Origin of the sequence: Neisseria sp. HMSC067G12, assembly GCF_001812725.1 — a bacterium.
GTDB lineage: Bacteria > Pseudomonadota > Gammaproteobacteria > Burkholderiales > Neisseriaceae > Neisseria > Neisseria perflava.
The window spans coordinates 219982-246675 of the sequence record NZ_KV810201.1 but is presented as its reverse complement, the minus strand read 5'-3'; the positions used below and the strand labels follow the sequence as shown (position 1 = coordinate 246675).

Below are 26694 nucleotides of genomic sequence, written 5' to 3'. Positions count from 1 at the left end.
GGCTGTTCCAAAGCCGCCGTTTTTGTTAGGATTCGCATTCGGATGAAATATACCCAAAGTTCAGACGGCCTCAAGCCTTTGAGCAATCATCAAGCGGGCATCATCAAGATATTGAATATTCCACGGATAATAATGGGCAAGAATGCCCATTTAACATGTTAAAATCACACACAGGCCGTCTGAAAACAGAAAGACCATCATGACCGCATCCATGTACATTCTTTTGTTGTTGGCACTTATCTTTGCCAACGCACCATTTATTACCACCAAATTCTTCGGCATCGTCGCCCTGAAACGCAAACATATCGGCCATCACTTGATCGAATTGCTGGCAGGTTTCCTTCTTACCGCGATCCTCGCCTATATCCTCGAATCGCGAGCTGGTGCCGTACATGCCCAAGATTGGGAGTTTTACGCGACCGTTGTCTGCCTCTACCTGATTTTTGCTTTCCCATGCTTTGTATGGCGTTACTTTTGGAATGAGAGAAATAGAGAGTAGGATTTGAATTAGGAAAAGGCCGTCTGAAAGATTTTCAGACGGCCTTTTTATATCAAGTAAGGATTGTTTTAGGGATGAGCTTTGGAACATTGACCTGGAGTTGCCATATTCAGTTTCATAATGGCAGCTTTGGCAACATCTTCAGAAATTTCAGTTACTGCCGGTATGGGTATTGGCTGTTTCTGGTAACAAGAAACCTTTGTTTTGCAAGTCACCTAAGCAATTAACAACAATATCTTTAGTTACAGAGATAAATGCCTGATCCAGATTACTATGGGGAGTCAGCTCTTTGGGTGTGGAGGTTAAACCAATAGTAGTCACAATAGCGTGATTAAATTCGGAACGGTTTAATTCTTTTTTGCCATCTGAGTAGCTACAGTAGAATTGATAGTAATCCTGAACTGTACTGCCTGCTAATCCGAAAGTCAGACCTGTTTTTATACCGTTACCTACTGCACCACCAATATTGGCGATATTGTTGGCATGGATTTTCAGGCTGTTTTGGGCTTGCGGGTCTACTGTTACAATCTTTGTTCCGTTTAGTGCAATTTTGGCAGCTTTTGTTAGAGCCGGATTTACTTTAGGGAAAGATTTACCATTACGCTCGAACTCTCCCTCTAAACGTATAGGATAAGGTTGATTTGGTACTTTCAAATCACTTTGTTTATATTTTTGATATTCGGTTGAAGTATAGGGATGTGGTACAACACAGGCAGAAAGCGCTAATGCTGAGCATAGGATGAGTAATTTGTTCATAGATATTCTCCAGTTAATTTGCATTTATCTGTTTGTTTTCAGGTGAATTAAATAACGTATTCGAATAAAACCAATTATAACGTAATACAGTTTTTATACAAATTTTGCAAACTAAATGTGAAAATTTGCATGGGAAGGCAGGTTGTTATATTGGATCTACCTTGCGAACTTCATTACTTTAGAGAGAAGGTTTCCGATAGTGATGGTAGATGTCGAGGGCAAGTTAACTTTAATTACCAAGAGTACAACTGTGAGCTTTTGAGTTATTAAGATTAGATTTCGATTGAAAATGATAGGGAGATTTCAGTTTGGGTCAGTTGGTAAATAAATTAAGCCAAAAGGCCGAGTTGATGTAGTTGCTTGAAACAATAAAGGTCGTCTGAAAGATTTTCAGACGGCCTTTATTTTGTTTGATGTTAAATATCGGTTAGAAAACAAGGCTGTTGGGGCGTAAAGCCTTGTCGTGGGGGCGGTTTAACGGTACTATTCTCGGTTAATTCTGTTTTATTCCTATGAAATTGAAAGTATTAAGATGATTAATGATATTCAAAAGACAGCTGAAGGCAAAATGCAGCGTTCTCTGGAAGTATTGAAAGACAATTTGGCTAAAGTACGTACCGGTCGTGCGCATACCGGCCTGCTCGACCAAGTGGAAGTGGAATACTGGGGCAGCATGGTACCTGTGAGCCAAGTGGCGAACGTGACGCTTTTGGATGCGCGTACGATCGGTGTGAAACCTTTCGAGAGCAATATGGCTTCAAAAGTTGAGAAAGCGATCCGTGATTCCAACTTGGGCCTGAACCCTGCTTCTGTCGGTGATTTGATCCGTGTTCCAATGCCTATGTTGACTGAGGAACGCCGTAAGGATCTGATCAAAGTGGTACGCAGCGAGGCAGAAGAGGGTCGTGTGTCTATCCGCAATGTGCGCCGTGATGCAAACGACCACATCAAAAAACTGTTGAAAGACAAAGAGATTTCTGAAGATGAAGCACGCCGTGGCGAGGAAGCGGTTCAGAAGTTGACCGACAAATACATTGCTGAGGCAGACAAGCTCTTGGCTGCCAAAGAAGAAGATTTGATGGCGATTTAATCCTGTGTGCAAACCGTTCAGACGGCCTTTGGACGGTTTGCTCCCTGAAAGGCAGACATGAAAAGCAGTACGCAGACGATTTTGGAACACTCTGCCATCCCCCGACATATTGCTGTGATTATGGACGGCAACGGACGTTGGGCAAAGAAGCGTTTTCTTCCCCGTGTGATGGGGCATAAGCGCGGCTTGGATGCGCTGGAGAACATGGTGAAGCATTGTGCTGAATTGGGTGTGCGGTATTTGACCGTGTTTGCTTTTTCGACTGAAAACTGGCGACGCCCCGAGGAAGAGGTTTCTTTTCTGATGGGGCTGTTTTTGCAGGCTTTGCAAAAGCAGGTGCGCCGTTTGCACGATAACAATATGCGCTTGAGAGTCATCGGCAGCCGTGAGCGGTTTAATGCTGAAATCCTGAAGGGGATTGAGGCGGCAGAAGCGTTGACGGCAAACAATACCGGTTTGACTTTGAGCATTGCCGCCGATTATGGCGGCCGCTGGGATATTTTGCATGCGGCAAATCAGTTGATTGCCGAGGGTGCAACTGAGATTACGGAAGAGGCGTTGTCGCGTTATTTGATGTTGGGCGATGCACCCGAGCCGGATTTGTTTATCCGAACCGGTGGCGAGACGCGCATCAGTAATTTCCTGCTGTGGCAGATGGCGTATGCGGAATTGTATTTTACGGATACGCTGTGGCCTGATTTTAATGAGAAATCGTTGAACGAGGCGATTGTTTCGTTCCAAAAACGGGAGCGCCGCTTCGGGCGGACTTCCGAACAGCTGCCGGTTGAGCAGCAACGGGGTTGAGAACTATGTTGAAACAACGAATTTTAACGGCGCTGTGGCTTTTGCCGCTGATGCTGGGTATGCTGTTTTATGCACCTATGTGGCTGTGGGCTGCGTTTTGCGGCCTGATTGCCATGCTGACTTTGTGGGAATATGCCCGCATGAGTGGCTTGGACAAGCTGAAAATCAACCATTATTTGGCTTCAACGCTGGTGTTCGGCGTGATTGCCTATGCCGGCGGTTGGCAGTTGCCTGATTTGGTTTGGTATGTCGTATTGGCGTTTTGGCTGATTGTCATGCCTTGGTGGCTGAAAGCAAAATGGAAGTTAAACGGCGGCTGGCAGGCTTACACAGTCGGTTGGTTGTTGGTGATGCCGTTTTGGTTCGCACTGGTTTACCTGCGCCCTCAGCCTGAAGACGCGCTGTCTTTATTGGCGATTATGGGTTTGGTGTGGGTGGCCGATATTGGTGCATATTTCTGCGGCAAATCGTTTGGCAAGCGCAAAATTGCGCCGACCATCAGTCCGGGTAAAAGCTGGGAGGGTGCGATCGGCGGCGCATTATGCGTTGCCGTGTACATGACCATCGTATGGAAAGCCGGTTGGCTGGCTTTTGAAGCCGGTTGGTTCAAAACGATTTTGATCGGCTTGATTCTGACCGTTGTCAGCGTGTGCGGCGATTTGCTGGAAAGCTGGCTCAAACGTGCGACCGGTATCAAAGACAGCAGTAATCTGCTGCCGGGACACGGCGGCGTGTTCGACCGTGTGGACAGCCTGATTGCCGTTATCAGCATTTATGCCACCTTTGTATATTTGTTTTAAACCGCCTGTCTCATATGGTTGGGGGAGCTGATTATGTCCGAACAAAAACAGATTTCATCTTTATCGATCTTGGGCGTATTGTTGGCACTCGGATTGATGGCTGCAGCGTTTATTTTGGGCGTGCAGTTTAAGAATCTGCGTCAGCCGGGGACGATTACCGTAAAAGGTTTGGCGGAGAAAAACTTCCAATCCGACAGCGCAACGTGGAATACGGGCGTGAACGCGCACGGCGAGAGCTATCAGGAAGTTTTGGATTTACTGACGGCAAGACGCAAGAAGCTGTCTAAGTTTTTGGGTGAGCAAGGCTTTACGGCGGCTGAAATGAAAGTGGGTCTGCCTGAAGTGTCGCGCGTCTTCAATGAAACCCGCGACGAATTAGGCAACGTAACCCGCACGCCCAACGGCTACGATGGCGACCTCAATATTGTGGTCAACACCAAAAAATTGGACAAAATCCAAGCCGCCCAGCGTGCCATTTTGAATTTCCGTGCGCAAAACGAATTTATCCGCTTCGACAATCCGCAATATTTGTTGGGCAATTTGGAAACCATCAAACGCGATTTGATTACGCAGGCGACTGAGGATGCGCAGAAACGCGCGGCCGAATTTGCCAAAACCGGCGGCGGCAAAGTGGGTGCCATGCGTTCTGCTTCGCAAGGCTCGTTCAACATCTATGCCGACACCGGCAGCAGCGAGGACGACGAGTACGGCGGTTCTTACGATAAAAGCACCGTCGGCAAACAAGTCCGACTGGTTGTTACCATCGAATACGGCATTGAGTAATTCTTTCAGACGGCCTTTTCAGCTGGGAGGCAAAAGGCCGTCTGAAAATTGGAAACGGCAAAGAAATTTATTTCAAACACAATGAATACCGTTTGCACAGCACACAAAGAACACACCATGACACAACAAGTTCTGACCATATTAGGCAGCACCGGCAGCATAGGCGAAAGCACTTTAGACGTTGTTTCCCGCCATCCCGAAAAATTCCGCGTGTTCGCGCTGGCAGGGCATAGGCAGGTGGACAAGCTGGTGGCACAATGCAAACAGTTCCGCCCGGAATATGCCGTTGTCGGCGATGCTGACCATGCGGCCGAGTTGGAAAAGAAACTCAAACAAGAAGGCATCAATACGCAGGTTTTATATGGTTCTCAAGCCTTGATTGATGTCGCCTCTGCCGATGAAGTCAGCGGCGTGATGTGTGCCATTGTCGGCGCGGCTGGCTTGCCGTCGGCTTTGGCTGCCGCTCAAAAAGGCAAAACCATTTATCTGGCAAACAAAGAAACACTGGTGGTTTCCGGCGCATTGTTTATGGAAACCGCCCGTCAAAACGGCGCCACCGTCTTGCCGATTGACAGCGAACACAACGCCATCTTCCAAGTATTGCCAAGGGATTACACAGGCCGTCTGAATGAGCACGGTATCAATTCGATTATTCTGACCGCATCAGGCGGCCCCTTCCTTAACACCGATTTAAGTACATTTGACAGCATTACGCCCGAGCAGGCGGTCAAACATCCGAATTGGAGCATGGGTCGCAAAATTTCCGTCGATTCCGCGTCAATGATGAATAAGGGCTTGGAGTTGATTGAGGCGCATTGGCTGTTTAACTGTCCGCCGGAAAAACTGGAAGTCGTCATTCATCCGCAATCCGTGATACACAGCATGGTGCGTTATCGCGATGGTTCGGTATTGGCGCAGTTGGGTAATCCCGATATGCGTACGCCGATTGCTTATTGTTTGGGCCTGCCCGAACGTATCGACTCCGGCGTGGGCGAGCTGGATTTCGGCGCATTGTCCGCATTGACCTTCCAAAAGCCTGACTTTGACCGTTTCCCATGTCTGAAACTTGCCTATCAGGCAATGAATGCAGGCGGCGCCGCGCCTTGTGTGTTGAACGCCGCCAACGAAGTTGCCGTGGCCGCTTTTTTAGATAAACGCATCAAGTTTACCGATATTGCCAAAGTCGTTGCCCACTGCCTTGCACAAGATTTTTCAGACGGCCGTTACGATATCGAAGGCCTGCTGGCGCAAGACGCGCAAACACGCAGACAGGCAGAAGCCTTTATCGGCAAACAATAAAGTTTCAATGACAGGCCGTCTGAAACGTCAACCGCTTGGCATTTAGGCAGACAAAATGGAACAACTGCCTTTATAATCGGTTTTCAGACGGCCTTATCCGTTGATCATCACATTCCATACAGGGGATTTTTTTGCAAACCTTTTTAGCCTTTATCGTCGCCATTCTGATTTTGGTCAGCCTGCATGAGTTCGGACACTATATTGTTGCCCGCTGGTGCGGCGTTAAAGTCGTGCGCTTTTCCGTCGGCTTCGGTAAGCCCTTTTTCACCCGAAAACGCGGCGATACCGAGTGGTGTCTTGCCCCGATTCCGCTGGGCGGTTACGTTAAAATGGTCGATACGCGCGAAGGCGAGGTGGCAGAAGCAGATTTGCCCTACGCCTTTGACAAGCAGCATCCGGCCAGGCGCATCGCCATTGTCGCTGCCGGTCCTTTGACTAATTTGATTTTGGCCGTTTTGCTTTACGGTTTGAGCTTTTCCTTCGGCGTGACCGAGTTGCGCCCCTATGTTGGCATGGTCGAGCCTGCCAGTATTGCCGCCAAAGCAGGTTTTCAGGCAGGCGATAAGATTGTATCGGTCAACGGAATCTCCGTAAAAGACTGGAGCGATGCGCAAACCGAGATGGTGTTGAACCTTGAAGCCGGTCCTGTAAAAGTTGCTGTTCAGACGGCCTCAAATACCCAAGCCATCCGCATAATTGATGCCGCCGGCACGCCTGAAGCAGGTAAAGTTGCGAAAAACCAAGGCAACATAGGCCTTTTGCCTTTTAGAATTACTAACCGCATCGGCAAAGTCTTGGCCAATAGCCCGGCCGAAAAAGCAGGTTTGAAGGAAAACGACAAACTGCTGACCGCCGATGGGAAGCCCATCGAAAGCTGGCAGGCATGGACGGAACTCTTCCGCGCCAGCCCCGGCAAACGAATCGAACTGACTTACGAGCGCGACGGTAAAATACTGGCGACCGCTATCCGTCCGGACAGCGTCGAGCAGTCGGCAGGCGTGCTGGTGGGTAGAGCAGGGCTTGCCGCCCAGGCGGATAAAGAGTGGGATAAAACCATCCGCTATCGCTATACGCCTTCCGTTGCCCAAGCCTTTGAATTGGGTTGGAACAAAACCGTCAACTATTCGTGGACAACCCTCAAATTTTTCGGAAAACTGGTTACAGGTAATGCCTCTTTAAACCATATTTCCGGCCCCCTGACCATTGCCGATGTCGCCGGACAATCCGCCAAACTCGGATTGCAGAGCTACCTCGAATTTCTGGCCTTGGTCAGCATCAGCTTAGGCGTGTTGAACCTTTTGCCCGTACCCGTTTTAGACGGCGGGCATCTGGTTTTCTATACCGCCGAATGGATACGCGGAAAGCCTTTGAGCGAGCGCATACAGGCAGTCGGCCTGCGCTTCGGACTGGCAGCCATGCTTTTGATGATGGCTGTGGCTTTCTTTAATGACATCAACCGTTTGTTTGGATAATTTATGAAACTGAACCAGATTGCTTCCGCTTTAATGGTATTGAGCCTGTCGCCAATGGCATTGGCTGACTTTACCATTCAGGACATCCGCGTCGAAGGCCTGCAGCGCACCGAGCCGAGTACCGTCTTCAACTACCTGCCCGTTAAAGTCGGTGATAATTTCAATGATGCGCGCAGTGAAGAAATCATCAAAAAACTCTACGCAACCGGTTTCTTTGACGACGTACGCGTCGAAACCATGGACAATCAAGTCCTGCTGACCGTGATTGAGCGTCCAACCATCAGCTCGCTCAATATTACCGGCGCGAAAATGCTGCAAAACGATGCCATCAAGAAAAACCTTGAAGCCTTCGGTTTGGCGCAATCCCAATACTTCAACCAAGCAACGCTGAACCAAGCCGTTGCCGGTTTGAAAGAAGAGTATTTGAGCCGTGGCAAACAGTCTGTCCAAATCACTCCGACCGTAACCAAACTCGCCCGCAACCGCGTGTCTATCGATATTGCCATCGAAGAGGGCAAATCTACCAAGATTACCGATATTTCATTTGAAGGCAACGAAGTTTATTCCGACCGCCGTCTGATGAAACAAATGTCCTTGAGCGAAGGCGGCATGTGGACTTGGATCACGAAGAGCAACCAGTTCAATGAGCAAAAATTTGCTCAGGACATGGAAAAAATTACCAATTTCTATCAAAACAACGGCTACTTCAACTTCCGCATTTTGGATACCGATATCCAAACCAACGAAGACAAAACCAAGCAGACCATTAAAGTAACCGTCAGCGAAGGCGACCGCTTCCGTTGGGGCAATGTACGCATCGAAGGCGATACGCTGGAAGTGCCGAAAGAAGATTTGGAAAAACTGCTGACCATGAAGCCGGGCAAATGGTATGAGCGCGCGCAAATGTCCAATTCGCTCGAAGCCATCCAAAACCGCATGGGTCAGGCAGGTTACGCATTCAGCGAAATCAACGTCCAACCGATTCCAAATGCCGAAACACATACCGTTGATTTCGTGTTGACCGTTCAACCGGGCCGCAAAATCTATGTGAACGAAATCAACATTACCGGCAACAACAAAACCCGTGACGAAGTCATTCGCCGCGAGTTGCGCCAAATGGAATCGGCGCCTTACGACTCTGCCAAACTGCAACGTTCTAAAGAGCGCGTTGAGTTGTTGGGCTATTTCGACAACGTTCAATTTGATGCGGTTCCTGTGGCCAATACGCCTGACCAAGTTGACCTGAACATGAGCCTGACCGAACGTTCAACCGGCTCGCTCGACTTGAGCGCAGGCTGGGTTCAGGATACCGGTTTGGTAATGTCTGCCGGTGTGGCTCAAGACAACCTGTTCGGTACGGGTAAATCCGTTGCCCTGCGCGCTTCCCGCAGTAAAACCACAGTAAACGGCTCATTGTCGTTTACCGACCCATATTTCACACCTGACGGCGTAAGCTTGGGCTACGACCTTTACGGCAAGTCTTACGACCCGCGTAAAGCTTCTTCCAGCGCGAAACAATATAAAACCACGACTTTCGGCGGCGGTTTGCGTATTGGTATTCCGGTTACCGAATATGACCGTGTGAACTTCGGTTTGGCCGCAGAGCGTCTGACCGTGAACACCTACAAAGGTGCGCCTAAACGCTATGCCGACTTTATCAACCAATACGGTAAAGGCGACGGTAGCGGCGTGGGTAACTTCAAAGGCTGGTTGTACAAAGGTACCATCGGCTGGGGCCGCAACAAAACTGACAATGCCTTGTGGCCGACCCGCGGTTACCTGACCGGCGTAAACGGCGAAATCGCCTTGCCGGGCAGCGACCTGCAATACTACACCCTGACCCACAACCAAACTTGGTTCTTCCCGTTGAGCAAAGATTTCACGCTGATGCTGGGTGGCGAAGTCGGTTATGGCAACGGCTACGGCAAAACCAAAACCATGCCGTTCTTTGAAAACTTCTACGGCGGCGGCTTAGGCTCTGTCCGCGGCTTTGAAAGCGGTACGCTGGGCCCGAAAGTCTATGACGAATACGGCGAGAAGATCAGCTACGGCGGTAACAAAAAAGCCAACGTTTCCGCAGAGTTGCTCTTCCCGATGCCGGGTATTAAAGATTCGCGTACCGTCCGTCTGAGCCTGTTTGCCGATGCGGGCAGCGTGTGGGACGACAAAACCTACAACGATGGCAGCAGCAATTCTTATTACACCAATGGCGCGCTCCAAAACGTGTATGGCGTAGGCACAACGCACAAATCGACATTCAAAAACGAATTGCGTTACTCTGCCGGTGCTGCCGTGACCTGGCTCTCTCCGCTGGGTCCGATGAAGTTCAGTTATGCTTATCCGATTAAGAAAAAAGAAGGCGACGAAATCCAACGCTTCCAATTCCAACTCGGTACGACATTCTGATGATGTTTAGGCCGTCTGAAACCGGGTTTGTCCGTTTCAGACGGCCTCATGGCAGATTGGCGGCAAGCTTATTGCAAACCGCCCGTTTGTTTTCAAGCAAGGATTTTTATCATGAGTAAAATAGCCGACACCCTCCGTGTCCTCGCCGTAGCCCTGCCGGGTTTCGTGCTTTTGCCGCAAGCGGCGGCGGATGGCGTGCAGAAAATCGGTTTTATCAATACCGAGCGCGTTTATCAGGAATCCAAGCAGGCGCAAAGCATTCAGATGACTTTGGAAAAAGAGTTCAAAAGCCGTCAAACCGCCTTGCAAAAGTTGCAGCAGGAAGGCGAGGCTTTGGAGCGAAAACTGAGCGGCGACAAGCTCAGCGACAGCCAAAGGGAAGCGGAAACCCAAAAGTGGCGCAATCTGGTACAGAAATTCCGCAAGCAGCAGGCCGAGTTGGCAGAAGACTACAATCTGCGCCGCAATGAAGAATTCGCCGCGCTCCAGCAAAATGCCAACCGCGTCATCGTCGATTTGGCCAAACACGAAGGTTACGACTTCATCTTGCAGGACGTGATTTACGTCAACGGCCGCTACGACATTACCGACAGCGTTATTAAAGCCCTAAATGCTCACTGACCCTGCTCGGCAGCGAATGTAACCATACAGACAAACCTAAGGCCGTCTGAAACCCAAACCGGCATCTTTCAGACGGCCTGACATCTTGACGGCAGATTATCATGACTTCACAAGCATACACCCTGTCCCAAATCGTTTCCCAACTCGGCGGCGAATGGAAAGGCGAAGACATCGCCATTACCGCCGTCCGTCCGTTGGATCAGGCGCAGGCAGAACACATCAGCTTTTTGGCTAACCCGAAATACAAAGCCGAAGTACACGACAGCCAAGCAGGCGCAGTGATTGTGTCGCCGAAAGCCGCAGATGAATTTGCGGGCCGCAACCTGATTGTGGCTGCCGACCCTTATCTTTATTTTGCCAAAGTGGCACGATTGTTCTCGCCGATTGTCAAAGCACAGGGCGGCGTACATCCGACCGCCGTTGTCGAGGTAAGCGCCAAAGTGCCGGCAAGCTGCGAAATCGGCGCGAATGCCTATATCGGCGCGAATGCCGTATTGGGCGAAGGCTGCCGTATTTTGGCCAATGCCGTTGTCCAACACGATTGCACGTTGGGCGATGAAGTCGTGTTGCATCCCAACTCCGTCATCTATTACGGCTGCACTTTGGGCAACCGTGTCGAAATCCACAGCGGCGCCGTCATCGGTGCGGACGGTTTCGGCTTGGCCTTTGCCGGCGATTCATGGTTTAAAATTCCGCAAACCGGCGCAGTCACGCTGGGCGATGATGTGGAAATCGGTTCGAACACCAATATCGACCGCGGCGCAATGAGCGACACAACCGTCGGCAACGGCACCAAAATCGACAACCAAGTCCAAATCGGTCACAACTGCAAAATCGGTTCGCACACCGTTATCGCCGCCAAAACCGGCATTTCCGGCAGCGTCACCATCGGCAATTATTGTATTATCGGCGGCGGCGTCGGCACGGTCGGACACATCGAAATCGCCGATAAAACCACCATCGGCGGCGGTACATCCGTTACCCACAGCATTACCGAAAGCGGCCAGCATCTGGCCGGTATTTTCCCGATGTCGGGCTACAAAGACTGGGCACGCAATGCTGTTTATATCCACCGTTTGAGCGAAATGAACAAACGCCTCAAAATGCTGGAAAAACAGCTTGCCGACAGCGATGAAGCCTAAAGGCGGCGCAAACAGTCCGCGCCCCGCATCCGAATACGTTTAAACCCAATACAAACAAGGAAAGACGAACATCATGGACGTACAACTCCCGATCGAAGCCAAAGACATTCAAAAACTTATCCCACACCGTTATCCGTTTTTGCAACTCGACCGCATTACTGCGTTCGAACCGATGAAAACCCTGACTGCGATTAAAAACGTCACCATGAACGAGCCGCAGTTCCAAGGCCACTTTCCCGACCTGCCCGTGATGCCTGGCGTGTTGATTATCGAAGCCATGGCGCAAGCGTGTGGCACACTGGCCATCCTCAGCGAAGGCGGCCGCAAAGAAAACGAATTCTTCTTCTTCGCCGGTATCGATGACGCCCGTTTCAAGCGCCAAGTCATCCCTGGCGACCAACTGGTTTTTGAAGTCGAGCTGTTGACCAACAAACGCGGTATCGGCAAATTCAACGCCGTTGCCAAAGTCGACGGTCAAGTTGCCGTTGAAGCCGTGATTATGTGCGCCAAACGCGTGGTGTAAGAATGGGACGGGCCGTCTGAAAGTTCAGACGGCATCTTGCAGGCAATACCTGTATCAGACAGCAAGGAGACAGCATGACCCTTATCCATCCGACCGCCGTCATCGACCCTAAAGCCGAACTCGACTCCAGCGTCAAAGTCGGCCCATACAGCATCATCGGCCCCAATGTGCAAATCGGTGCGAATACCGAAATCGGCCCGCACGCCGTCATCAACGGCCATACGACCATCGGTGAAAACAACCGCATTTTCCAATTTGCCAGCCTCGGCGAAATTCCGCAGGACAAAAAATACCGCGACGAGCCGACCAAGCTGATTATCGGCAACGGCAACACCATCCGCGAATTTACGACGTTCAACCTCGGTACGGTTACCGGCATCGGCGAAACCCGTATCGGCGACGACAACTGGATTATGGCCTACTGCCACCTCGCCCATGACTGCGTGGTCGGCAACCATACCATCTTCGCCAACAACGCCTCACTCGCAGGGCATGTGACCATCGGCGACTACGTCGTCTTGGGCGGCTACACGCTGGTGTTCCAATTCTGCCAAATCGGCGACTACGCCATGACCGCGTTTGCCGCCGGCGTACACAAAGACGTACCGCCGTACTTCATGGCCGCAGGCTACCGCGCCGAACCGGCCGGCCTCAACAGCGAAGGTATGCGCCGCAACGGTTTCACCGCCGAACAGATTGCCTCTGTCAAAGATGTGTATAAAACCATTTACCATCGCGGCATTCCGTTTGAAGAGGCCAAGGCAGACATTCTGAAACGTGCCGAAACCCAAAGCGAATTGGCGGTATTTAAAGACTTTTTTGCACAATCCACACGCGGCATTATCCGTTGATGGATGGATTGAAGGCCGTCTGAAACTTTTTCAGACGGCCTTTGGATTGCAAAAATCTGCGCAGTAGGCAGGTTTCCTGTCCGTTTGCTACTGATGCCGTCTGAAAACGGGTGGACAAATGTCCACCCCCAAATCTTTTAGCTTCCGAACCTCAACAACATGAACCCCAATCCCTCCCCCCTTATCGCCATCAGCGTCGGCGAAGCTTCCGGCGACTTGCTCGGCGCACACTTAATCCGTGCCATTAAGGCGCGTTGCCCGAATGCGCGGTTTACCGGCATCGGTGGCGAGCGCATGAAGGCGGAGGGTTTCGAGAGTTTGTACGATCAGGAAAAGCTGGCGGTGCGCGGTTTTGTTGAGGTCATCAAACGCCTACCGCAGATTTTGAAAATCCGCAAAGGGCTGATGAACGATTTGCTCCGCCTCAAGCCGGATGTGTTTATCGGCATCGATGCGCCGGACTTTAATCTCGGCGTGGCGGAAAAACTCAAGCAGGCAGGTATTCATACCATTCATTACGTCAGCCCGTCGGTTTGGGCATGGAGGCGCGAGCGGGTCAATAAAATCGTGCATCAGGTCAACCGCGTGTTGTGCCTGTTTCCGATGGAGCCGCAGCTTTATATCGATGCCGGAGGCAAGGCCGAGTTTGTCGGCCATCCGATGGCGCAAACCATGCCGGTGGAAGCGGATAGGGCGGCGGCGCGGCAGAAGCTGGGCGTGCCTGCGGACGTGCCCGTGTTTGCCATCTTGCCCGGCAGCCGCGTGAGCGAAATCGATTACATGGCGGCGGTGTTTTTTCAGACGGCCTTATTGCTGCTGAAACGTTATCCGCAGGCACGGTTTTTACTGCCTGTGGCAACGGCCGCAACGCGCAAACGCATTAGCGAAATTTTGGCGCAGCCTGAATTTGCCGCTCTTCCCATTACGCTGACCGACAAGCAGTCGGATACGGTTTGCACCGCTGCCGACGTGGTATTGGTCACCAGCGGTACGGCGACTTTGGAAGTGGCCTTGTGCAAGCGGCCTATGGTCATTAGCTACAAAATTTCGCCGCTGACTTATGCGTATGTGAAAAACAAAATCAAAGTGCCGCATGTCGGTTTGCCCAATATTCTGTTGGGTAAAGCCGCCGTTCCCGAGCTGCTGCAACATGATGCCGTCCCTGAAAAACTGGCACAGGCCGTGGCAGACTGGTATGACCGCCCTGAAGCCGTGGCCGCGTTGGAACAGGATTTTCACGCCTTGCATCTGCTGTTGAAAAAAGATACGGCGGCATTGGCTGCGGCGGCAGTATTGGAAGAAGCCGGATTTTCAGACGGCCTGAAAGACAAGTAAGGAAAATACATGAATTTATTGGGAGCATTGGCCAAGGTTGGCAGCCTGACGATGGTGTCGCGCATTTTAGGCTTTGTGCGCGATACGATTATCGCCCGTGCGTTTGGTGCAGGCATGGCGACGGATGCGTTTTTTGTCGCGTTTAAACTGCCCAACCTGCTGCGGCGAGTGTTTGCAGAGGGCGCATTTGCCCAAGCCTTCGTACCGATTTTGGCGGAATACAAAGAAACCCGCTCGCCCGAAGCCACGCAGGCGTTTGTGCGTCATGTGGCCGGCATGCTGTCGTTTGTGCTGGTCATCGTTACTGCGCTGGGCATACTTGCCGCGCCGTGGGTGATTTATGTTTCTGCGCCCGGTTTTGCCAAAGAAGCCGATAAGTTTCAGCTCTCCATCGACTTGCTGCGGGTGACGTTTCCTTATATTTTTTTGATTTCTTTGTCGTCTTTTGTCGGCTCAATACTCAATTCCTATCATAAATTCGGCATTCCCGCCTTTACGCCGACTTTTTTGAACATCTCCTTTATCGTCTTTTCCCTGTTCTTCGTGCCGTATTTTGATCCGCCTGTTATGGCTTTGGCGTGGGCGGTATTTGTCGGCGGCGTGTTGCAGCTGGTGTTCCAACTGCCTTGGTTGGCGAAACTGGGTTTCTTGAAAATGCCCAAACTCAGCTTTAAAGACGCAGCGGTCAACCGCGTAATGAAACAGATGGCGCCGGCTATTTTGGGCGTGAGCGTGGCGCAGATTTCCTTGGTTATCAACACCATTTTTGCCTCGTTTTTGCAGTCCGGCAGCGTGTCATGGATGTATTACGCCGACCGACTGATGGAATTGCCAACCGGTGTTTTGGGCGTGGCACTCGGTACAATCTTATTGCCTACCTTGTCCAAACACGCTGCCAGTCAGGATACCGAGCAATTTTCCGGTCTGCTCGACTGGGGTTTGCGCCTGTGCATGCTGCTGACCCTACCTGCCGCCGTCGGCCTTGCCGTGTTGTCTTTCCCGTTGGTTACGACCTTGTTCATGTACCGTGAATTTACGCTGCACGACGCGCAAATGACCCAACACGCGCTCATTGCTTATTCCTTTGGCTTGATCGGGCTGATTATGATTAAAGTATTGGCACCCGGCTTCTACGCGCGCCAAAACATCAAAACCCCCGTTAAGGTCGCTATTTTCACGCTGATTTGCACACAGTTGATGAACCTCGCTTTCATTTCGCCGCTCAAACACGTCGGTCTGTCCCTTGCTATCGGTTTGGGCGCGTGTCTGAATGCAGGTTTGCTGTTTTTCCTTTTGCGCAAACACGGCATCTACCGCCCCGGTAAATGTTGGGCAGCGTTTTTGGTTAAAATGGTCATCTCTTTGGTCGTCATGGGCGGCGGTTTGTGGCTGGCGCAATATTATCTGCCGTTTGAATGGGTACACGTCGGCGGCTTTAAAAAAGCAGGCCAACTCTGCGTCCTGATTGCCTTGGGCGGCGGCCTCTACTTCGTTTCCCTCGTCGCGCTCGGCTTCCGTCCGCACCATTTCCGCAGGGTGGAAAAATAAGCGGCCGTAGTGCGTATTGCTTTGGCTTAAAGGCTATTCACTAAAAAGGCCGTCTGAAACATTTTCAGACGGCCTTTTCTTGCTTTACGTTTTAACTGTAAAGCTTCGCTCCTTTTTTGACGAACTCAATCGCTTTTTCTTCCATGCCCTGCCGTTGGGCTTTTTGCTTGTCGGCGTAGTCGCGCACTTCCTGCGTGATTTTCATCGAGCAGAATTTGGGACCGCACATTGAGCAGAAGTGGGCGATTTTCGCGCCTTCGGCAGGCAGGGTTTCGTCGTGGAAGCTCTCGGCGCGTTCGGGGTCGAGGCTGAGGCGGAATTGGTCGCGCCAGCGGAACTCGAAACGCGCTTTGCTTAAGGCGTTGTCGCGCAACTGTGCGCCCGGCCAGCCTTTGGCGAGGTCGGCGGCATGGGCGGCGAGCTTGTAGGTGATGATGCCGGTGCGCACGTCTTCTTTGTCGGGCAGGCCGAGATGCTCTTTCGGGGTAACGTAGCAGAGCATGGCTGTGCCGTACCAGCCGATATTGGTCGCGCCTATGCCCGAGGTGATGTGGTCGTAGCCGGGGGCGATGTCGGTAACGAGCGGGCCGAGTGTGTAGAAAGGCGCTTCAAAGCAGTGTTGCAACTCTTCGGTCATGTTTTCTTTCACGCGTTGCAACGGTACATGGCCCGGGCCTTCGATCATGACTTGTACGTCGTGTTTCCACGCTTTGGCAGTCAATTCGCCCAAAGTGTGCAGCTCGGCGAATTGGGATTCGTCGTTGGCATCGGCAATGCAGCCGGGGCGCAGACCGTCGCCGAGGCTGAATGATACGTCGTAGGCTTTCATGATTTCGCAGATTTCGTCGAAATGTGTGTAGAGGAAGTTTTCCTGATGATGGGCGAGGCACCATTTCGCCATGATAGAGCCGCCGCGCGATACGATGCCTGTGAGGCGATCGGCCGTCATTGGCACATAGCGTAGCAATACGCCTGCGTGCAGGGTGAAATAGTCCACGCCTTGTTCTGCCTGCTCGATTAAGGTGTCGCGCACCAAATCCCAAGTCAGGTCTTCGGCGATGCCGCCGGTTTTTTCCAAAGCTTGGTAAATAGGCACAGTACCGATGGGGACGGGCGCGTTGCGGATAATCCATTCGCGTGTTTCGTGGATATGTGCGCCGGTAGACAAATCCATAATCGTGTCCGCGCCCCAACGCAGCGACCACACCATTTTTTCGACTTCTTCGGTCAGGCTGGAGGTTACGGCGGAGTTGCCCAAGTTGCCGTTGATTTTGACGCGGAAGTTGCGGCCGATAATCATCGGTTCGAGTTCGGGATGGTTGATGTTGGCAGGGATGATCGCGCGTCCGGCGGCGATTTCTTGACACACGAATTCGGGCGTGATTTGGTCGGGATGGGTCGGGATATTCGCGCCGAAACTTTGCCCTGCGTGTTGTTTCAAGAGCTTGGCGTATTCAGGCCGTCTGAAAAGCTCGTCCAGCTTCATGCGTTCGCGTATGGCGACAAACTCCATTTCCGGCGTAATGATGCCTTGGCGGGCGTAGTGAAGCTGGGTTACGTTGCGGCCTGCTTTGGCGCGGCGCGGGTGGGTAATTTGGTTGAAACGCAGATGGGCGGTTTTCGGATCGTGCGCGCGTTCAGTGCCGTATTCGCTGGAAAGCTTGGGCAGGATTTCGGTATCGCCGCGTTCGTCCAGCCATGCAGTGCGGACGTGCGGCAAACCTTGTTTCAAGTCGATGTGTGCCGCCGGATCGCCGTATGCGCCGCTGGTGTCGTACACCGGAATCGGTGGATTGGTTTCCGTACCTTGTGCTGTGTAGGTGTCGTCTTGACGGATTTCGCGTAAAGGCACGCGGATGTCGGCGCGGCTGCCCGGGATATAGACGCGGTTGGAATTGGGATATTGGAAGCGGATGCCGATGTCTTCGCTCAAGTCGGAAAGACGGCGCGCCTCATCGCCGGTTTTTTTAGCGGTAGTCATAAAAAATTGCTCCTGTTTTTCGGTTATGAAATGGAAACAGGAGCATTGCTTTTTTTCAGACGGCCTTGTGGATATCTTCAATCAACCGTCTAAAAACACATTTGCCGAAACTCCCCACGCAGGTATTATCCTGTTCGGGTGTAAAGGGTATTTCTCAGCCGCTCGGTTTGAAAGCAGCACCCCTGTTTCTTTATTAACGAAAAATTAAACCATGCGGACGGTTTTTTGTAAAGCGGCGTTTTTCGCATTTTCTGTCAAAAACGCTTGACAGCGATTCCGTCTTTCCGTATAGTTACAACTTCTGACGCGGGATGGAGCAGCATGGTAGCTCGTCGGGCTCATAACCCGAAGGTCGTAGGTTCGAATCCTGCTCCCGCAACCAAATATAAAAATCCCCTGCAATCGCAGGGGATTTTGCTTTATGCGGTATTTATTGTTGCTTGGATTGATTGAAAGGCCGTCTGAACCATTGGGTTTCAGACGGCCTTTTTTATTGGCCGATGTTATCGGCGGCTAATTCGTTTTTGTCTTTTATTTTGGGTTTGCGTTTTTCAGACGGCCTATTGTTACTCCGGATCGGTATCGTTACGCAGGTATTCTTTCAGGCGTTGCAATTCTTTTTTGTCCAACCATTTATTGCGCGAACGTTGCAACAGGATCACCAATGCGGCGATTTCGTTACGCATATTGGTACTGAGCCAGAGGAAGCCTTGCCAGTCGTAATGCAGGCGGGCGGCCGGTTTGCTTAGTTCGGTATTGAGCGAAGTATCGATGCGGATGCGGCGGGCGTAGTGGCCTTTGATGAGACGTACGGTCAGGCGCAGTTCGCGTTGGAGTTGGTTGAAATGGCGGTCGAGCAGGCGGATTTCGCTTTCGTTGAGCGTGGGCGCGCGCAGTTTGGCGGCGGTGGTCAGGAGCAGCTCGGTGGTGGTGACGATTTTGCGGTGGGCATGTTGCATGGCTTCCATCATATTGTTGCTGATGTGGCTTTCGCCGGATGTTGCGGCCAGATGGCTGCGGCTTTTGACCATGCGGGCGTTGATTTTGCGCATTTTAATCATGTTTTGCTCCAAGCGCTCGCGCGTCATGCGCTTGCCGTTGCTGATTTCGGCAATCATTTTGGCGCAGTCGGTGAGGTTGTCGGCAAGCATGAAGCGCCACATCAGGGTGGAGCGCAGGGGCAGGAGTTTGGCGGCGGCAATGGCGATGGCGGCACCAATCAAAACGTTCATGGCGCGCATCAGGCCGCTGTCGAGCCAGTGGTGGCTGCTGTCGCCGATGAGCATGCACATGGTCAAACCGGCAAGCATGGCGACATAGCCGTTTTTGCCGACTGCCGACCAACCGGCCACTGCGCTGGCGGCACCGATAATCAGATAGAAGAAAACGCCGTCTTGCAAATAATGCTGGTTCAACCATAAAACGGCCAACCCGACACCCAAACCGATGGCCGTGCCGAGCATGCGTTCGACTGCTTTGGAGTAAATTGCGCCTTGGAATTGCAGCATGCCGAGGACGACAAAGACGGTCATGCCGATCCACTCGCCGTGTTGCAGGTGGAAGACTTTGGCCAACAGGGTGGAAAACACGATTGCCAAGCCGAGGCGGAAGGCGTGGATATGGCGGCGATAGCGGTAGCGTTCGTAGGCGTTGAGCCAGCGTTCGGAAAAATGGAGGCGTTCGGATTGGGCAGGCATGTTGTAAGACGTATCGGTATGTGGGGATGTAAATTATAACTGATTGGTAAAGCAGATGAAATTTGAACTGTTCCTCAACGGTTTGAACTATTGCAGAATTTCTCTGCCGCAAGCGGATATAATGGCGGCTTTGAATCAGACAGGCGGTGAAGAAATGGCGACGGTTTTAAGCGCAGGCGTGGACGAAGCGGGGCGCGGCCCTTTGGTCGGCAGCGTATTTGCGGCGGCAGTGATTTTGCCGGAACATTTTGATTTGCCGGGTTTGACCGACTCAAAAAAACTGAGCGAAAAAAAGCGCGATATGTTGGCGCAGATGATTAAGGAACAGGCGGTTGCGTGGAGCATTGCCTTTGCCGATCCCGACGAAATCCTGCAACTGAACATTCTGCACGCAACCATGGCCGCGATGAAGCGCGCAGTCGAGGGGCTGTCGGTCGTACCCGACAAAGTGTGGATAGACGGCAACCGCGTGCCGAAAGATTTGAATGTCTCTGCCGAAGCCGTGGTCAAAGGCGACAGCAAAATTATTGAAATCTCCGCCGCTTCGGTTTTGGCCAAAACCGCGCGCGACGCAGAAATGTATGAATTGGCGAAACGTTACCCGCAATATGGGTTTGACCGCCACAAAGGCTACGGCACGGCGCAACATTTGGCCGCGTTGAAACAATACGGCGTATTGCCGGAACACCGCCGCGATTTCGCACCGGTCAAAACCTTATTGGCACAAGGCAATCTGTTTGAAGAATGAAAGCCTATCAAAAGGCCGTCTGAAAGATTTCAGACGGCCTTGTTTTTGGAAAAGTATTATTTCAACGCAGCCAAACACTCTTTAATCAATTCGGGGCCGCGATAAATCAAACCGCTGTACACCTGAACCGCACTGGCGCCCAAGCGGATTTTTTCTGCCGCGTCCGCGCCGGTCATAATGCCGCCGACGCCGATAATCGGCAGCTTGCCGTCAATGCGTTCCGCCAAAAGTTTCAACACCTGATTGCTTTTCTCGCGTACGGGCAAGCCGCTCAAGCCGCCTTGTTCGCCTGCGAGCGGATGGCTGCCCAAGCTTGATTTGTCGATGGTTGTGTTGGTGGCGATGATGCCGTCCATTTCCACAGATTTGACCACATGGGCGATGTCGTCGATTTGCGCTTCATCCAAATCCGGCGCGATTTTGACCGCCAGCGGCACATATTTGCCATGCGCGGCTGCCAGTTGCGCCTGTTTGTTTTTCAAGGCTTCCAACAATGCGCTCAACTCGTCGCCGCCCTGCAAGGCACGCAGGTTTTTTGTATTGGGGGAGGAAATATTGACCGTGATGTAGCTCGCATGGGCGTAGGCTTTTTCCAAGCAAATCAGATAATCGTCGGCCGCGTTTTCAATCGGCGTAACGGCATTTTTACCGATGTTGATGCCCAAAATGCCTTTAAAGCGGCTGTTTTCAATGTTGCGGATCATCGCGTCGATGCCGTGGTTGTTGAAACCCATGCGGTTGATGATGCCTTGGTGTTCGGGAACACGGAAAAGGCGCGGCTGCGGATTGCCCGGCTGCGGCTTGGGCGTTACCGTGCCGATTTCGACAAAGCCGAAACCTAAAGCGGCAAACGCATCGATACACTCGCCGTTTTTGTCTAAACCTGCCGCCAAGCCGACCGGATTGGGCAGCTGCAAACCCATCAGCTCGGTTGGCCGGGTGTGGCTGTCCACCTTGGGCAGCAGGCCGAGTTTTTCGATAGAACGCAAACTGTTGAGCGTGAAATGATGGGCCTTTTCTGCATCGAAACGGAACAGTATGGGGCGGACGAGTGAATACATGGCGGCGGCTTTCTGAACGGTTGATGAATTTGGCGTTATTTTACCTGAAACCGTCAAACTGCCCCAAACGTCTGTATCGATATGATTTTATTGTTTGGCGTCAAATGAAAATAAATAGGGCTTTTGCGTGTAGTCGGATAGTTCATTAAAATGGTAAGAGAGAGGCTTTTCAGACGGCCTGATGGATGTATCAAAAGGCCGTCTGAAAAGTTTTGATTTGATTGTTTACCTGATACAGGAAGATTTTTATGAAACAGGCGGTTGATCCTTATGCGAGTTTCCGTGAACTGACGCTGCGGGGGATGATACTCGGCGCGTTGATTACGGTGATTTTTACGGCATCCAATGTGTATTTGGGCTTGAAGGTGGGCTTGACTTTTGCGTCTTCGATTCCGGCTGCGGTAATTTCGATGGCGGTTTTGAAGTTTTTTAAAGGCAGCAATATTCTGGAAAATAATATGGTGCAGACTCAGGCTTCAGCCGCGGGTACGCTCTCCAGTATTATTTTTATCTTGCCGGGTTTGCTGATGGCCGGTTATTGGGCGGGCTTTCCGTTTTGGCAGACTACGCTGCTGTGTATGTCCGGTGGTATTTTGGGCGTGATTTTCACTGTGCCTTTGCGTTATGCGATGGTGGTGAAGAGCGATTTGCCTTATCCGGAAGGTGTGGCGGCGGCTGAGATTTTGAAGGTCGGCGACCATGATGCGGACCAACAGGAAGGCGGCAGCGGTATCAAGGAATTGGTGTCGGGCGGCGCTCTGGCGGGTTTGATGAGCTTCTGCGCAAGCGGTTTGCGCGTGGTGGCGGACAGCGCGAGCTTTTGGTTTAAAGGCGGCGCGTCGGTGTTCCAAGTGCCGATGGGCTTTTCTTTGGCCTTGCTGGGCGCGGGTTATTTGGTCGGTCTGACCGGAGGTATCGCGATTTTGCTGGGTATTTCGATTGCTTGGGGTGTGGCCGTGCCTTATCTGTCGGCACATATTCCGCAACCTGCCGATATGGAGATGATTCCTTTTGCGATGTCTTTGTGGAAGGAAAAGGTCCGTTTTATCGGCGCGGGTACGATCGGTATTGCGGCTATTTGGACGCTGTTGACTTTGGTGAAACCGATGGCCGAGGGGATGCGCCTGTCTTTCCGCAATTTCGGCGGCGCGCAGATGACCGAGCGTACGGAACAGGATTTGTCGGCTAAGGCGATGATTGCCTGGGTGTTGGCGATGATGCTGGTGTTGGGCGTGTCTTTCTTCCACTTTATCGGCGACTCGCATATTTCCGGCGGTTTGGCTTGGTTGTTGGTGGTCGTATGTACGCTGCTGGCTTCGATTATCGGCTTTTTGGTGGCCGCGGCTTGTGGTTATATGGCCGGTTTGGTCGGTTCGTCTTCCAGCCCGATTTCGGGTGTGGGCATCGTCTCTATCGTTATCATTTCGCTGGTTTGCTGCTGGTCGGTGAATCCGGCGGCTTGATGGCTGATGAGGCAAACCGCAAATTCCTGCTGGCATTGACGCTATTTTGCGGCGCATCTGTGATTTGTGTGGCTTCGATTTCGAATGACAATCTGCAGGATTTGAAAACGGGTTATCTGGTAAAAGCAACGCCTTGGAAACAGCAGGTTGCGCTGATTATCGGCTGCGTTGTCGGTGCATTGGTGATTTCGCCTGTGTTGGAGCTTTTGTATGAAGCCTACGGCTTTACCGGTGCGATGCCGCGTGAAGGCATGGATGCGGCCCAAGCCCTTGCCGCGCCTCAGGCAACTTTGATGACCACCATCGCCCAAGGTATTTTCTCGCACAATCTGCAATGGGATTATATTTTCACCGGCGTGGCCATTGGTGTGGCGTTGATTGCGGTTGATTTCACATTGCGCAAATCTTCCGGTGGCAAGCGTGCTTTGCCGGTATTGGCTGTGGGCATGGGTATTTACCTGCCGCCGTCTGTGAATATGCCGATTGTGATCGGTGCGGTATTGGCGGCGGTGTTGAAATCCGTCATCGCCCGCCGTCAAGAAAACCGTGAAGGCCGTCTGAAAAATGCGGAGCGTATCGGTACGCTGTTCTCCGCCGGTTTGATTGTCGGCGAGAGCCTGATCGGTGTGATTATGGCGTTTATCATCGCCTTCTCCGTAACCAACGGCGGTTCGGATGCGCCTTTGGCCCTGAACTTGGAAAACTGGGATACGGCCGCCAAATGGCTGGGCTTGGCGTTTTTTGTTTTCGGTATGTTCGTGTTTGCACGCCGCGTGTTGAAAGCAGGACGTTAAGTTTGTAGGTTGAGAAAAGGCCGTCTGAAACCCAAAAAATTGGGGGTTTCAGACGGCCTTTTTATGGAAATTTGTTTGGAATGATTTTAGGAGGTTTGGGTATAATTATCGCGGGGCTGGTAGCAAAAAAGCCCCATTGCAGTGGGGCTTTGTGCTGAAACCGCCCTAGAAAGGATGGTTTCAATCATGAAACATACCACTCGCACGGGTCGTTCATGGCTGAGACTGCGGACAGTCGTTAGGATTATCTTAACCCTGTTCCTGCTCTTAGTCAATTAAACGGCTGAAAACAAAAAACTGTTTTTCAGTTTCCGCCTGTTTGTCATGAACGGGCGGTTTTTTATTGTTTAACGCTGATTCAAACAATCTGCAATCGCTTTGGCAATTTTGGCACTGGCGCCTTGGTGTTGCGAAATGAATTGCTCGGTGTGGCTGATCAGTTGTTGGCGCAGGGTTTCATCGTCGAGGTATTGGCGCGTGGTTCTGTACCAGGCTTCGGCGGTTTCGACACGGACGGCGGCTTTGGCTTCGACTGCGCCTTTGCAGGCTTGGGCGAAGTTGTAGTTGGAGTAGCCGAAGAGGGTGGGGACGCGGCAGGAGATGGGTTCGATGATGTTTTGGCAGCCGGCATCAACGAGGCTGCCGCCGACGAAGGCAATATCTGCGCTGAGGTAGTAGGCGGCCAGTTCGCCCATGCTGTCGCCTATCCAAACTTGTGTATCTGGGGAAACGGGTTGTCCGTCGCTGCGTTTTTGGACGGTATAACCAAGCGATTTGGCGGTATCATAGGCCGTCTGAAAGTTTTCAGGGTGGCGCGGTACGATGACCAGCAAGGCATTGCCGCGGTAGCCCTGCCATGCTTTGAGGAGCAGCTCGGCTTCATCCGTGCCTTTGTACACACGCGTGCTGGCGCAGACGACGACGGGGCGTGCGCCGATGCGTTCTTTAAAGGCGACGGCAAGCGGACGCAAGTCGTCGGGGGGCGCGATGTCGTATTTGGTGTTGCCGCAGACGTGGACGTTGGACGCGCCGATAAGGTGAAGGCGTTCGGCATCGGCGGCGGTTTGGGCAAAGCAGCCGGAGAGGCTCTGCATGGCAGGCTCGACCAGCTTGCGGATTTTGAGGTAGCCGCGTTGGGATTTTTCGGAGAGGCGCGCGTTGGCCAAAAAGAGGGGAATGCCTGCTTCTTGGCAGCTGTGCATCAAGTTGGGCCAGATTTCGGTTTCCATCAAAATGCCGCAGATGGGGCGGTGTTCGGCTAAAAATCGGGCTACCCATTCGGATTTGTCGTAGGGCAGGTAACGGCATTGCGCCTCGGGGAACAGGGATTGCGCGGTGGCGCGGCCGGTCGGCGTCATTTGGGTAATCAGAAACGGCGAGTCGGGAAAATGGCGGCGCAATGCCTGCACCAAAGGTTCGGCCGCACGCGTTTCGCCGACGGATACGGCGTGTATCCAAATCGGGCGTTGTACGGGATTGGGATACGCCTGCCCGAAACGCTCGCCCCAATGCTCGAGATAGGCTGGGGATTTGAGGGCGCGGCGGCGCAGGTGGCGGCGGATCAGGAAGGGGGCGAGGTGCCACAGCGTGGCGTAAAGGCGGCGTATCATGCTTACGGGTCTTGTGTCGGAATAGGCCTATTTTATCGGAAACTGAAACGGAAGATATAGCTTTGATGCGTGTTTTACGCAAAGGAAACAGGCCGTCTGAAAGGTTTCAGACGGCCTTTAATGCGGGCATAAACGCGTTTACTTCACTTGCGCCATGTATTTTTTCAGACGGCCTTTGCTTTGCATGGCGCGGTTTTCCATTTCATCGACAACGGCTTGTGCTTTGGCTTTGTTCACCGGTTTGCCGACCTGAATCACGCCGCTCATGTTCATCATGCGGTGCGGCGGGCAGGTGTAGACGTACACGCCTTCTTTGTCGAGCTTGAGGGTGAAGTCTTTACCGTCTTCGGAGAGGAAGTCGGCAACGCCCTCGGGCAGGGCTTTGCTTTGTACCCAGTGGCCACTGTTGGCGGCTTTGAAGGTAACAGTGTCGCCGACTTTGGCGTTGACGTAGCCGGGCTCGAACACCATGCTGCCGTCTTTGCCGTTGTCGAGCATTTTGATTTCGTGGTTGGTGGCGTATGCGCTCAGGGAAGCGGTCAGCATCAGGAGGAAGAGTGATTTTTTCATGGGAAAGTCCTTTTTTGTGAAGAGTATAAAATGATTGCTGGGGCTGGTTTCTTGATGGCAGATTTCCCAGCTAGGATTGCCGCATTGGGCGGATAACGGGCAGGCCTTTGCTGTCGTATAAGAGCTCGATGTCCACTTTATACAGCCTGCCGATCATGTCCGCCTGCAACACGTCCTGCGGCGCGCCCTGCGCCTGTACTTTGCCTTCGCCGAGCAGAATCACGCCGTCTGAAAACTGCGCGGCGAGGCTCAAATCGTGCAAGACCATCAGCGTAACCAGATTGTGTTCGTGCGTGTATTGCACCACGCGCTCCAAAAGATTGAGCTGATGGTGCATATCCAGCGCGCTGACCGGTTCGTCCAGCATCAGGATTTCGGGACGGCGCAGCATGACTTGGGCAAACATGACGAGCTGCCGCTGTCCGCCGGAAAGCCGCATGACGTCGCGGTGCGCCAGATGGCCGATGCCCAGCTCCGCCATGATACTTGCGGCTTCGTGCAGTAGTTCGTCGCCGACGTGCATGTGCAGCGCGTCCATGCGGCCGAGCAACACGACTTCCAGCGCGGTCAGCGAGGCTTCGGCGGCGGTGTCCTGCGGCATATAACCTATGCGTTTGCGCCAGCTTTGCAGGTGGATTTTGCTCAACACTTCGTCGCCGTAGCGGATGGTACCTTTGTGTGCTACTTCGCCGAAAATCGTTTTCATCAGCGAGGATTTTCCCGTGCCGTTGGGGCCGAGCACGGAATAGACTTTGCCTTGTTCCAGCGTCAAATCGATATTGTCGGCGACTACATAATCGCCGCGCCGGATGTGTACGTTTTCAAGTTTCAACATTTCAGA

At 52.2% G+C, this 26694-nt stretch carries 23 protein-coding genes, 1 tRNA gene, 1 pseudogene and 1 riboswitch; of the genes and pseudogenes, 17 read left to right on the top strand and 8 right to left on the bottom strand.

Features of this window, described 5'->3' with window-relative positions:
• Positions 1-199: 199 nt before the first annotated feature.
• On the top strand, positions 200-499 hold the full coding sequence (locus HMPREF2871_RS06150) for a DUF2818 family protein (protein ID WP_039861891.1): 300 nt from the start codon (positions 200-202) through the stop codon (positions 497-499).
• 150 nt (positions 500-649) lie between these two features.
• On the opposite strand, the gene HMPREF2871_RS06145 is transcribed toward HMPREF2871_RS06150, so the two are convergent.
• Positions 650-1255 (bottom strand): hypothetical protein, encoded by a 606-nt coding sequence (locus HMPREF2871_RS06145; RefSeq protein WP_224783379.1) that lies wholly within the window; start codon positions 1253-1255, stop codon positions 650-652.
• A 532-nt stretch (positions 1256-1787) separates the two neighbouring features.
• Here HMPREF2871_RS06145 and frr point away from each other — a divergent pair.
• From frr to lpxA, 11 genes are all read left to right on the top strand, one after another.
• Positions 1788-2345, top strand: coding sequence for a ribosome recycling factor (gene frr, locus HMPREF2871_RS06140; RefSeq protein ID WP_004519127.1), 558 nt, complete (start codon positions 1788-1790; stop codon positions 2343-2345).
• Positions 2346-2402: 57 nt separating this feature from the next.
• Positions 2403-3149, top strand: coding sequence for an isoprenyl transferase (locus HMPREF2871_RS06135; RefSeq protein WP_004519126.1), 747 nt, complete (start codon positions 2403-2405; stop codon positions 3147-3149).
• A gap of 5 nt (positions 3150-3154) precedes the next feature.
• On the top strand, positions 3155-3949 hold the full coding sequence (locus HMPREF2871_RS06130) for a phosphatidate cytidylyltransferase (RefSeq protein ID WP_049335758.1): 795 nt from the start codon (positions 3155-3157) through the stop codon (positions 3947-3949).
• A 33-nt stretch (positions 3950-3982) separates the two neighbouring features.
• On the top strand, positions 3983-4732 hold the full coding sequence (locus tag HMPREF2871_RS06125) for an SIMPL domain-containing protein (RefSeq protein WP_003747899.1): 750 nt from the start codon (positions 3983-3985) through the stop codon (positions 4730-4732).
• A gap of 117 nt (positions 4733-4849) precedes the next feature.
• Positions 4850-6031, top strand: coding sequence for a 1-deoxy-D-xylulose-5-phosphate reductoisomerase (gene ispC, locus HMPREF2871_RS06120; protein WP_049335842.1), 1182 nt, complete (start codon positions 4850-4852; stop codon positions 6029-6031).
• Positions 6032-6162: 131 nt separating this feature from the next.
• Positions 6163-7503: an RIP metalloprotease RseP gene (rseP, locus tag HMPREF2871_RS06115; protein WP_049344944.1), complete on the top strand. Its 1341-nt coding sequence runs from the start codon at positions 6163-6165 to the stop codon at positions 7501-7503.
• A gap of 3 nt (positions 7504-7506) precedes the next feature.
• On the top strand, positions 7507-9909 hold the full coding sequence (gene bamA / locus HMPREF2871_RS06110) for an outer membrane protein assembly factor BamA (RefSeq protein WP_049344945.1): 2403 nt from the start codon (positions 7507-7509) through the stop codon (positions 9907-9909).
• Positions 9910-10020: 111 nt separating this feature from the next.
• Positions 10021-10530 carry an OmpH/Skp family outer membrane protein gene (locus HMPREF2871_RS06105; protein WP_049344946.1) on the top strand — a complete coding sequence of 170 codons (510 nt, stop codon included), beginning with the start codon at positions 10021-10023 and terminating at the stop codon, positions 10528-10530.
• A gap of 101 nt (positions 10531-10631) precedes the next feature.
• On the top strand, positions 10632-11672 hold the full coding sequence (gene lpxD, locus HMPREF2871_RS06100) for a UDP-3-O-(3-hydroxymyristoyl)glucosamine N-acyltransferase (protein ID WP_049344947.1): 1041 nt from the start codon (positions 10632-10634) through the stop codon (positions 11670-11672).
• A gap of 73 nt (positions 11673-11745) precedes the next feature.
• A complete protein-coding gene (fabZ, locus tag HMPREF2871_RS06095; protein WP_003681704.1) occupies positions 11746-12195 on the top strand; it encodes a 3-hydroxyacyl-ACP dehydratase FabZ in 450 nt (149 codons plus the stop codon).
• 74 nt (positions 12196-12269) lie between these two features.
• The gene (gene lpxA / locus HMPREF2871_RS06090) at positions 12270-13046 is read left to right on the top strand and encodes an acyl-ACP--UDP-N-acetylglucosamine O-acyltransferase (protein WP_049344948.1); all 777 of its coding nucleotides are present in this window, start codon (positions 12270-12272) and stop codon (positions 13044-13046) included.
• On the opposite strand, the gene HMPREF2871_RS12105 is transcribed toward lpxA, so the two are convergent.
• Complete coding sequence (locus HMPREF2871_RS12105; protein WP_283123671.1) at positions 13036-13164, bottom strand: hypothetical protein; 129 nt, start codon at positions 13162-13164, stop codon at positions 13036-13038. The genes lpxA and HMPREF2871_RS12105 overlap by 11 nt on opposite strands.
• A gap of 41 nt (positions 13165-13205) precedes the next feature.
• Here HMPREF2871_RS12105 and lpxB point away from each other — a divergent pair, with 41 nt between their 5' ends.
• Together lpxB and murJ are read left to right on the top strand one after the other, a co-directional pair.
• Complete coding sequence (gene lpxB / locus HMPREF2871_RS11745) at positions 13206-14381, top strand: lipid-A-disaccharide synthase (protein WP_049344949.1); 1176 nt, start codon at positions 13206-13208, stop codon at positions 14379-14381.
• Positions 14382-14390: 9 nt separating this feature from the next.
• A complete protein-coding gene (murJ, locus tag HMPREF2871_RS11740; RefSeq protein ID WP_004519114.1) occupies positions 14391-15929 on the top strand; it encodes a murein biosynthesis integral membrane protein MurJ in 1539 nt (512 codons plus the stop codon).
• A 91-nt stretch (positions 15930-16020) separates the two neighbouring features.
• Here murJ and thiC read toward each other — a convergent pair whose 3' ends face one another.
• Complete coding sequence (gene thiC, locus HMPREF2871_RS06075; protein WP_049344950.1) at positions 16021-17910, bottom strand: phosphomethylpyrimidine synthase ThiC; 1890 nt, start codon at positions 17908-17910, stop codon at positions 16021-16023.
• 94 nt (positions 17911-18004) lie between these two features.
• Positions 18005-18104, bottom strand: a riboswitch (TPP riboswitch).
• 111 nt (positions 18105-18215) lie between these two features.
• Between thiC and HMPREF2871_RS06070 the strand changes: the two genes are divergently transcribed.
• Positions 18216-18292, top strand: a tRNA-Met gene (locus HMPREF2871_RS06070).
• A gap of 184 nt (positions 18293-18476) precedes the next feature.
• On the opposite strand, the gene HMPREF2871_RS06065 is transcribed toward HMPREF2871_RS06070, so the two are convergent.
• Complete coding sequence (locus HMPREF2871_RS06065) at positions 18477-19607, bottom strand: FUSC family protein (protein WP_049335767.1); 1131 nt, start codon at positions 19605-19607, stop codon at positions 18477-18479.
• A 154-nt stretch (positions 19608-19761) separates the two neighbouring features.
• On the opposite strand from HMPREF2871_RS06065, the gene rnhB reads away from it, so the two are divergent.
• Positions 19762-20355 (top strand): ribonuclease HII, encoded by a 594-nt coding sequence (rnhB, locus tag HMPREF2871_RS06060; RefSeq protein WP_049335844.1) that lies wholly within the window; start codon positions 19762-19764, stop codon positions 20353-20355.
• 56 nt (positions 20356-20411) lie between these two features.
• On the opposite strand, the gene HMPREF2871_RS06055 is transcribed toward rnhB, so the two are convergent.
• Positions 20412-21416, bottom strand: coding sequence for a quinone-dependent dihydroorotate dehydrogenase (locus HMPREF2871_RS06055; RefSeq protein ID WP_049335769.1), 1005 nt, complete (start codon positions 21414-21416; stop codon positions 20412-20414).
• Between the two features lie 248 nt (positions 21417-21664).
• Here HMPREF2871_RS06055 and HMPREF2871_RS06050 point away from each other — a divergent pair.
• Positions 21665-23673: pseudogene (locus HMPREF2871_RS06050) on the top strand (oligopeptide transporter, OPT family).
• A gap of 347 nt (positions 23674-24020) precedes the next feature.
• On the opposite strand, the gene waaA reads toward HMPREF2871_RS06050, so the two are convergent.
• The 3 genes from waaA to HMPREF2871_RS06035 all read right to left on the bottom strand — a co-directional run bounded on the left by waaA (position 24021) and on the right by HMPREF2871_RS06035 (position 26688).
• The gene (gene waaA, locus HMPREF2871_RS06045) at positions 24021-25283 is read right to left on the bottom strand and encodes a lipid IV(A) 3-deoxy-D-manno-octulosonic acid transferase (protein WP_004519105.1); all 1263 of its coding nucleotides are present in this window, start codon (positions 25281-25283) and stop codon (positions 24021-24023) included.
• 138 nt (positions 25284-25421) lie between these two features.
• Entirely contained in the window at positions 25422-25853 is a 432-nt protein-coding gene (locus HMPREF2871_RS06040) for a plastocyanin/azurin family copper-binding protein (protein ID WP_004519104.1), read from the bottom strand.
• Between the two features lie 70 nt (positions 25854-25923).
• Positions 25924-26688 carry an ABC transporter ATP-binding protein gene (locus HMPREF2871_RS06035; protein ID WP_004519103.1) on the bottom strand — a complete coding sequence of 255 codons (765 nt, stop codon included), beginning with the start codon at positions 26686-26688 and terminating at the stop codon, positions 25924-25926.
• Positions 26689-26694: the final 6 nt, after the last annotated feature.